The organism is Limnospira sp. PMC 1279.21, assembly GCF_032349615.1.
In the GTDB taxonomy this organism is placed as follows: Bacteria; Cyanobacteriota; Cyanobacteriia; order Cyanobacteriales; family Microcoleaceae; genus Limnospira; species Limnospira fusiformis.
Window position 1 is genome coordinate 1 of sequence record NZ_JARPLU010000494.1, and the last position, 594, is coordinate 594.

General features: G+C 42.8%; 1 protein-coding gene. It reads left to right on the forward strand.

From position 1 onward, the window contains the following. Positions 1–62: 62 nt before the first annotated feature. Positions 63–594: transposase (locus P5683_RS25610; protein WP_315642586.1), on the forward strand; the 532-nt coding region annotated here is incomplete at its 3' end.

Here is a 594-nt window from a genome sequence, read left to right on the forward strand (position 1 = left end):
GACCATAACCTTACAAAGCTTTCCGGACAAAACTAAAACTCAATGACCGTCAAGCCACCTTGATGGCCAAACACGCGGGTTATGCTCGGTTCGTGTTTAATTGGGGATTACACTTATGGAGGTCAGCTTATGAAGAGGGACTCAAGCCTAATATCAACTCCATTAAAAAGGTTTTTACTCATTATGTGAAACCTCAATATCCTTGGATGTCCGAATTGTCTTCTAAAGTTGATCAATATGCCTTCATTAATCTAGGGGATGCCTTTAAGCGCTTCTTCAAGGGAATAAGCAGTTATCCTAAATTTAAGAAGAAAGGCCACCATGATAGCTTTACCCTTGACAATTCCGGAAAGCCATTCAAGTTGTCAGGAACTCGCCATAAGCTGCCTTTTGTGGGCTGGGTTTCTACATTTGAGGCTCTACCCGAAAGTTGGGTTAAGAAAGTCACTATAACGCGCCAAGCAGGTGACTGGTATATGAGCTTTTTCGTAGAAATCACACCAGAAATCACACCGAAATTCCGAGAGAGAATCGGGGTAGACCTAGGAATTAACAATTTGGCGACTTGCTCCGATGGGACCCAATTCTCTAATC